General features: G+C 37.3%; 7 protein-coding genes and 1 pseudogene. 3 read left to right on the top strand and 5 right to left on the bottom strand.

Annotation, left to right across the window (positions count from 1 at the left end; translation table 11 throughout):
* The 3 genes from P7J49_RS06110 to P7J49_RS06100 form a co-directional block, all read right to left on the bottom strand.
* Positions 1-120, bottom strand: a 120-nt coding sequence (locus P7J49_RS06110) for a DUF2786 domain-containing protein (protein ID WP_408569991.1), incomplete at its 3' end; no start/stop codon positions are given.
* A 1-nt stretch (position 121) separates the two neighbouring features.
* Positions 122-604 carry a hypothetical protein gene (locus P7J49_RS06105; RefSeq protein ID WP_408569989.1) on the bottom strand — a complete coding sequence of 161 codons (483 nt, stop codon included), beginning with the start codon at positions 602-604 and terminating at the stop codon, positions 122-124.
* A 10-nt stretch (positions 605-614) separates the two neighbouring features.
* Complete coding sequence (locus tag P7J49_RS06100; protein ID WP_408569987.1) at positions 615-1,109, bottom strand: modification methylase Sau96I; 495 nt, start codon at positions 1,107-1,109, stop codon at positions 615-617.
* Positions 1,110-1,593: 484 nt separating this feature from the next.
* Between P7J49_RS06100 and P7J49_RS06095 the strand changes: the two genes are divergently transcribed.
* The 3 genes and pseudogenes from P7J49_RS06095 to P7J49_RS06085 form a co-directional block, all read left to right on the top strand.
* Positions 1,594-1,920 (top strand): IS630 transposase-related protein, encoded by a 327-nt coding sequence (locus P7J49_RS06095; protein ID WP_024378845.1) that lies wholly within the window; start codon positions 1,594-1,596, stop codon positions 1,918-1,920.
* 19 nt (positions 1,921-1,939) lie between these two features.
* Positions 1,940-2,407, top strand: a complete 468-nt coding sequence (locus P7J49_RS06090) for a transposase (protein ID WP_408569985.1) — start codon at positions 1,940-1,942, stop codon at positions 2,405-2,407.
* 35 nt (positions 2,408-2,442) lie between these two features.
* Positions 2,443-2,883 (top strand): annotated as a pseudogene (locus P7J49_RS06085) (transposase); the annotation flags it as partial.
* Positions 2,884-2,990: 107 nt separating this feature from the next.
* On the opposite strand, the gene P7J49_RS06080 reads toward P7J49_RS06085, so the two are convergent.
* Both P7J49_RS06080 and rfbD read right to left on the bottom strand, forming a co-directional pair.
* Positions 2,991-6,659, bottom strand: a complete 3,669-nt coding sequence (locus tag P7J49_RS06080) for a GBS Bsp-like repeat-containing protein (protein WP_408569983.1) — start codon at positions 6,657-6,659, stop codon at positions 2,991-2,993.
* A 676-nt stretch (positions 6,660-7,335) separates the two neighbouring features.
* Positions 7,336-8,187, bottom strand: coding sequence for a dTDP-4-dehydrorhamnose reductase (gene rfbD / locus P7J49_RS06075; RefSeq protein WP_408569981.1), 852 nt, complete (start codon positions 8,185-8,187; stop codon positions 7,336-7,338).
* Positions 8,188-8,233: the final 46 nt, after the last annotated feature.

The following is an 8,233-nucleotide window of genomic DNA, read 5'->3' as shown; positions in this document are numbered from 1 at the left end:
GTTGTGTTTTACCATGAGTTTTTGAGCCATCAGAAGAGCTGTTTGCCCCTCCTCATCGTCTGGTGTATCATAAGCTAACTCCAAAAGATTTTGTATCTTCCCGATAATTTTATTTCCCATGTCAATCCTCCAATCGATATTTTCGAGGTAAGTGCCAAGCATAATGTTCTGGATCATCGATCACCACATTGTAAAAAATCATGTTATTAGCAATAATTTCTTGCCACTTTGGAATTTCATCACGGTAAATACGATCAAGCTTATAGAACTTCCTTGCTAGAAATCTAACCGCCCCTAGATGGTCTCCCATCGTAACGACACATAGTACATCATGTTCCATATCATAGACCCAGTGTCTCTCAGGATTTGCTAATATCTCCTGCGCAAACCCCTCATCTCTTTCTAGCCAATCATGCCCTGGTCTATAGTAAACTTTCATCTGAAAAGATTCTTCGTTCAGTCCATAAAAACAATGGCTGCATAATGTTTGACACTTATCAATCCACCAGCACGGACCATATTTTTCATGAATGCAGGGTATAACCCAGTTACAAGCGCAACGTCTGCATATCCCTGGATCTACATTTATTTCTTCATGCTTCATAGCAATACCTCTAGTTAATCTTCATGCTTTTTGGAATACTGGAGCTACATGAACAAATACCCTCCTGTAAGTCTCTATTCAGATAAACCTCAGGAGTTGCAGTTGTAACATAATCGCTCCTTTTCCAATTTCTACGTAGGCGAGTGTTGAATAGTGACACTCTTGCTTCAATTTCTTTAAACCTAAATCCCAACTTCAAATACGTTGTGACGATTTCATGAACATGTTCTTTGGATTCTTTATTTCTAACCCTATTATGAACTGCCTGCTCCTCGTCTTCGAGTTTCAAGCTTCTCTGGTATTGAATATATAGAACCCTCATCTCTTCAATCTTATTTTGCCAGTGGGCATTGTAAGGTTTCCCAGAGTACTTGTTTACCAAGCTTCTAACAGGTTGCTTGAACTTCATCTGAATAGAATCAAATTCCCCTAGATCAGTAAAAGGATCAATGAACCCTATTGGCTCACTATTGATTAGCTGCTCGTATAATTCGTTTCTAATCATTCTGGCCTCCTAACTCTGTCAAGCCCTCTATGCTCTGTTTACCGCAATCAACTCCTCCAAATCTAAACACATGGTGAAGCCCCTTTCCGTATAAGATTTTAAACGAACAAAAAGGAGAACAGATTTCTCCGTTCTCCTCATAAATACAGGGATACATTCAATTCTAAAAACTCTTACCACTTACACGTGGTTTACTTAGTGTGCTATTGTAGGCTAAATTCTACAGATTCCTATGCTAGCCTAGAGAGACAAGAAATCGTGTAAAAGCCATTACAACGAATTTATTTCTCCTGCCTAGGAAGAGTTGAAATGGAGCAAATAAAGTTTGCATTTACTACAAATGAGCCCCCTCGCTCTCTAGTTTCTAGCCCCAGACTGTTTCTCTCCAACAGGATAACCGTAAGCTCAGCGATAAACGATTCTATTGCCCCATGTTTCGAATATAGTTGTTTAGTTTTTATTTAATATATGATAAAATAGACTTATGACTTACGGAATTGATTTTAGAAAACGCGTTATTGCCTATGTCCAATCAGGACACACAAAAAAGGAAACCTGTGACCTATTTGGTATTGGAACCGATACCTTGTACCGTTGGGAGACACAGCTGAAAAATGAAGGACATCTGAATCGTAAACCACGAGCTCGTAGTCCTCGCAAACTTCCGCTTGACCGCTTGGAAGCCTATGTCAAGGAACATCCAGATGCTTTCTTAAGGGAAATTGCAGAGCATTTTGACTGTAGTATTCCCTCAGTTTGGGCAGCCTTAAAAAAACTGAACATCACTTTAAAAAAAGACCACAACCTATAAAGAACAAGATAGCGAAAAGGTGAGACGCTATCTTGATGTTTTAGCCTGCTTTCCAAACACCCCTATTGTTTACATTGATGAGACTGGCATTGATACTTATCTTTATCGTCACAAAGCTAGAGCACCTCGAGGGGAGAAAGTATACGACAAGGTAAGTGGACGCAGATTCGAAAGAATTTCGGTAGTAGCTGGTCAAACTGGTTCTAAAATTATAGCCCCCTTGCTTTATCATGGAACGATGACAGCGGAATTATTTATCAAGTGGTATCAGGAGCAGCTATTGCCATCCTTGACAGAACCCCATGTCATCATTATGGATAATGCAGCTTTTCATCCCAAGAAACAACTAGATGAGCTTGCAGTGGCTAAGGGACACTATTTTCTTCCGCTTCCACCTTATTCCCCGGAACTTAACCCAATTGAACGATTCTGGGCTGGATTGAAAAGAAAAGTGGCTGAGTTATTGAGGAGATTTCAATCGGTTTAGTATTCTTTGGAATACTATTTTAAAACTAAATGACTATACATCTAACAAACAGGCAATCCTAGACAAACTTCTATCCTACTCGGACGAGCTAAAACAGAACTATGGACCCTTTCTGCTACTCCTATTTCATTACTGAGAGAAAAACTCAAACTATTTCTTTGACCTAATCGAACAAGAAATAGCCACTGTTAATCCTATTTTCCAGACGGTATTTAAGACATTTCTAAAGGATAAAGACAAGGTTTTAAACGCGTTGGAATTACCTTATTCCAACGCCAAACTGGAAGCTACCAATAATCTCATCAAAGTCATTAAGCGAAATACTTTTGGCTTTAGGAAGATGAAAACTTTAAAAAACGGATTTTAATCGCTTTGAACAGTGAAAAGGGGCTGGGGATAGCCCTTTTCAGCCTATCTCCTAAAAATAAGAAAGAGATAGAAAAAGAGAGAACGAGTTCGTCCTCTCTAGGTGTTAGCTTTTCATCTACCCACTACAGTTGACAAAGAGCCAAAAGAGTCTACTAGATATTAAACTTCCAATAAAATCTATTCTTATTCATATTATTGCTCAATCCGAATCAAACTAATTGACATCGTATTGATCAAGCCCATATCTAAGAATTAACGATTTTAATTTCTCTGCGTATGCTGGATCGGTTGCATAACCAGAAGCTAGTAAGCTAGTTAATGCAGACTCATAATCCTTAGCTTGCAAAAAGTTAGAATAATTTTTTATTCTCCAAGGTGTTGAAGTAAAGAAATTACCATAGTCAGCTATACTTTCAAAAATAGTCCCATATGCACGGAATTGTTTCTCGACCGTAACTGTTTTTCCGCTTACAACTTCGTTTGTTTGAACAGTGTAGGTGTTTCCTTTCCAACTTACATCGGCCTTAATTCCAAAAATATTATTCGCATTTGTAGCTAGTTGAGACGTTCCCCATGCACTCTCTAAAATAGTCTGTGCTAACATCACACTAGTAACTATACCTTTATTTTTTGAAACTTGCTGCACTGTAGGTAATATTTTATTAACAAATGCTTGTTGGCTAGTTGTCATCTGAACTCGTTCAACAGTATTTTTCTGGTTAGTCGTTTCAGTTGCTGATGGTTTGCTACCAACAACACTATACCAATTATCAATACCAGTAGCCAAAGCTTTTGCAAGTTTTGTATGGTATGCCTCTTGTTTAATTTTTTGCAATTCAGATGGATTATCCATGAATCCAAGTTCGACTAATATCGCTGGAATTGCAGTCTCGCGTAAAACTGCAAATGTTTCTCTACGAACTCCTCGGTTTACCGCACCAGTTTCACGAATTAGACTAGTTTGAACTTGATTTGCCAAAATCTCACTTTCAGCTAAACGAGTCGGATTGTTATGCATTTTCTGATTAATTTTAGGTTGGTATTCTGGATCATATTGATACCAGTATGTTTCGATACCAGTTGCACTAGATTTCCCTAAACCGGTTGCATTGAAATGGATACTTATGAAGAGATCAGCATTGCTTTGATTAGCCATTCTCGAACGTTCTGTTTTGAAATCAACATCATAGTCTGCTGTACGCGTCATTAACACTTGGTAACCCATTTGTATCAAATTAGCTTTTAATTTGTTGGCGACCGACATTGCTAAGTTCTTCTCGTAAATACCATCATATGATGCACCAGAATCTGAACCGCCATGACCTGGATCAATATAAATTGTATAAGATCGGGAGGACGGAATATTTACAACAGTCGAAGTTACATAATCTTTATAGTCAGAATATACATAATATACAGAGACCTGATAATCACCGATATTATTACTGTGATTTTTTTTATCAATTTGCACTGCGTAAGTACCATCACTTTGAGCAACTGCATTATATGATTTTAAATCGCTAGGATTTTTTTGAGACCAAACAACAACCTCAACATATTTTAAAGAAGATGATGGTACAATATCCGAAACCTTAAGATTGAATGTTCCGTTCTTAGCATCTAACGAAGAAACTGAAAGCTTTCCTGAAGACTTGACAGCTGCCAATTCTGTTGTTGTCGATCCAGCAAAAGTCAGTCTACCATCTGTATCACGATAGTACACATGAATATTGTATTTACCAGTTTCATATTTATGTTGAGCCTTATTGACTGTAAATAGATAACTGCCATCCGCCTGAAGACTGGCTTCATACCATTTTATATCATCCTGACCATTAAATTCTGTCCAGGTTGGTATGATAACTTTACTTAATGTATTAGGTGCTACAATGTCTGTTACTCTGACATTGAAAATACCTTTTAAATTATCTTGTTCAATAATCTTAATATTACCAGAAACTTTAGCTTCAGGTAGATTTGCTACAGCTTCAGTAACATATACCAAACGATTATCTAAACCACGATAATACAAATGAATGTTATATTTACCAGTACCATACTTATGCTGAGCCTTATTGATAGTAAGTAGATAACTACCATCCGTCTGACGATTAGCTTCGTACCATTTTATATCATCTTGACCATTGGAATCTGTCCAAATTGGAACAAGAACCTTGCTAATACCATTAGGCGCTAAAACATTTGTTATACGAACTTTAAAAGTACCGTGTTGTTGATTTATGTCCGATACCGTAATAGTACCTGATGCTTTAGCGGAAGGAAAATCAATAACTGTTTCATTCACATATCTTAGACTACCATCGTCACTCTTATAATATAGATGTAAGTTATATTTACCAGCCTCATAATTATGTTTGGTTCTATTAACAGTTAGGATATAACTGCCATCTGTTTGTCGGCTTGCTTCATACCACTTTATGTCATCTTGGCCACCTGACTCTGTCCAAGTTGGAACAAGAACCTTGCTAATACCATTAGGGGCTACAATATTTGTTATACGTACTTTAAAACTATCACTCTGAGGATTGATATCCAAAATCGTAAAATCTCCTGATAATTTAACTTCAGGGAGATTAGCAATCGTTTCAGTAATGTATACTAAATTTCCATTACTATCCTTATAATATAAATGTAGATTGTAATCACCTACACCATTTTTATGATTTCGTTTATTTACTGTTACCTTATAGTTACCATTTGTCTGACGTTGTGCTTCATACCAAACAATGTCATCTTGGCCACCTGACTTTGTCCAAGTTGGAACAAGGACTTTACTCAAACCGAGTGGCGCTGAAATATTTTCAATATTGACGTCAAAAGTCCCAGTTACTGAATCAATATTAGAAACTGAAATTTTTCCACTAGCTTCTACATCAAATACAACTTCATCTAGATAAACCATTTTACCATTACGATTTGCATAAGTGTGAATCTGATACTTTCCATAATCACGATGTTTTCTCAAATCTACATAAGCAGCACCAGTTTGATTGGCATCATACCAAATAAGATCATCTTGAGAATTTTTTTCTGACCAAACTGCAAATTTAATAACTTCTCCGCTACTAATTGGACGAGTATATTTTATTTCCAATATCTGATTCTTTTGTGCAACTTCAGTTATCACACTTGACGGTGTTGTACCTGTTTGTGATTGCGTACTTGTATTCGTTGCTGCTCTCATCATAGAAGCCGATTGAAGCTGTGTTCCCACGCTACTTAAAATTTGACTTGTGCTTGCTACCGTCTCAGTTTGTGTACTCGTTACCAATTTTGCTAAAGAAGTGCTTACAGAATTGGTATCATCTGAAGATACAGTATTTTTTTCAGAAATTGTTGTCCCACTAGTCGTAGTCGAAGCTAAAGCAGATGAAATACTAGAAGTAACCGAACTATTTGAAGCTGTCGTCTCTTTTCCACTATCTTCTTTAACAATAGCTACTTCTTGACTAATATCTGTGGCTTTTATCCAGGAGAATGTATATTCATCCAAACTATGTGAACTTCCATCTAGGAGATTAACTACTAAAGTCAAAGTAAATATTTGATCTTCATCTGAAAAATTAGAGCGATTTAAATAAGCAACATACTGTCCCTGAGCATCAATAGTGAAGGCAATAGTTTTTCCTGAGTTTGAACTTGATTTAAACTGTCCTGTTACTCCAATGATTTCCCCAGTAATATGTGAAAGAACAGCTTTCATCTGACCAGCTTCTTCTATAACGGATAACTGTCCTCCGGTTTCCGGTGAACTAGGAACACTCATTAACTGACTTGAAGCTTCTAAACTATCCGCTTGTACGACATAACCACTCAAAACAATCGCACATACAGATAGTAAGAATATCGTTTTCTTTTTCACATTACCCTCCTTAATTTCAGTTAAGATAATAGCCATAGCTACACTAACAAAACTAAAATCTATATTCTAAATTATAGCACAATTTCTCATTTTTAAACAAAAATTTTATCATACAAACAATAATTATTCGGTTTTATTAAGCCCCGAAATTTGTAAAATTAAGCTAGACAAAAAAACATCTATGTTAGGCTCAGATAAACTACCACATTTATCTGAAATGACTAACATAAATGCAGGTCCCCTTCTTACCACAAATGAACTCATTATGATAAAGGCTTGCTTTCAAGAAGACAAAAAAATTGACAAAACTGAAAATTTTAGATAATTCAAAATAGATTATCTATAATGTATAATGCACTTTCTCAAAAATGGAAATTCAGCTTACGACTACTATTAGCCAAATAAGAAACGTTATAATCTGAGTAGAACGAACCTAACATCATCAGAAAAAGCCTTTATCCAATCTCATTCAGAAGAAGATTGGAACTTGACGGTGATAAAAGGAATCTGTCCTAACAGGATTCCTTACTCTATGAGAACTCTCTAAATGTCTAACTTAATCTGACAATGTCAAACTACTACATACATCAGACAAGAAGCAAACCATTTCAGTATATATAGCAATAAAATTACAATCACTAATGATAGCAAGTGAATAATTAACGAAAGAGAATTTCTATCGCTTCTCCTGCTTATAAAAAGCTTCGAGGGCTTCTTGCCAAGTTGGGATGACAAAGCCTGTGGCTTTTGCCTTGTCCAAGCTCATGGTTGAGTTGAATGGACGCTTAGCCTTGGCTGGGAATTGGCTAGAATCCACTGGCAATACCTTGGTATTAGTATCCTTAAGGATTTCCGTCGCAAAGTCAAACCAAGTCGTATCTTCTGCTGCATCGTTTGACAAATGATAGTAGCCAAATGCTTGCTTGGTGTCCACCAGGTGTACCATAAATTCCGCAAGTGTGCGTGTCCAGGTTGGACGACCGTGTTGGTCATTGACAACTGTCAAGGTATCGTGGGTTTCCGCAAGGTTTTGCATGGTAAAAACAAAGTTTTTACCATAGTTACCAAAAACCCAAGCCGTACGAACAGTGTAGAACTTGTCTGCGAATTTCTCAACTGCTTCCTCACCCAAGCGCTTGCTACGACCGTATTCAGATTGCGGATCTGGTTGGTCATCTACTTGCCACTCTTGACCGACTGGCAAATCACCATTGAAGACATAGTCTGTAGAGATATAGACAAGGGTTGCACCGTATTTAGCTGCCGCTTTAGCAACATTTTCAGAGCCTGTTACGTTAATCTTGTAGTTGAGTTCTTTGCCTTCATCTTCTGCCATATCAACAGCTGTATAGGCTGCACAGTGGTAAACAACGCTTGGCTTAACTTCTGCAAAGAAGGCATCCACCTTGTCTGCATCCGTGATGTCTATTTCTGCTACGTCAGCGGCAACGTACTTAACACCACGCTCATCCAAGAGATAACGCAACTCTGTACCCAACTGACCATTTGCACCTGTAATTAAAATCATATTTGCTCCTTATTTCAAGAAAGGCTTGGGCAAGAGCCCTAGCCTT

The sequence above is a fragment of the Streptococcus suis genome (assembly GCF_046032515.1).
Classification (GTDB): domain Bacteria; phylum Bacillota; class Bacilli; order Lactobacillales; family Streptococcaceae; genus Streptococcus; species Streptococcus suis_AL.
Note: the sequence above shows the minus strand (reverse complement) of the source record. Positions and strands in the feature narration are given on the sequence as shown.

Bases quoted from the DNA above. Each gene is read 5' to 3' on its own strand.
- P7J49_RS06105 (WP_408569989.1), bottom strand. From the start codon at position 604: ATGAAGCATGAAGAAATAAATGTAGATCCAGGGATATGCAGACGTTGC.
- rfbD (WP_408569981.1), bottom strand. From the start codon at position 8,187: ATGATTTTAATTACAGGTGCAAATGGTCAGTTGGGTACAGAGTTGCGT.
- P7J49_RS06100 (WP_408569987.1), bottom strand. From the start codon at position 1,109: ATGATTAGAAACGAATTATACGAGCAGCTAATCAATAGTGAGCCAATA.
- P7J49_RS06095 (WP_024378845.1), top strand. From the start codon at position 1,594: ATGACTTACGGAATTGATTTTAGAAAACGCGTTATTGCCTATGTCCAA.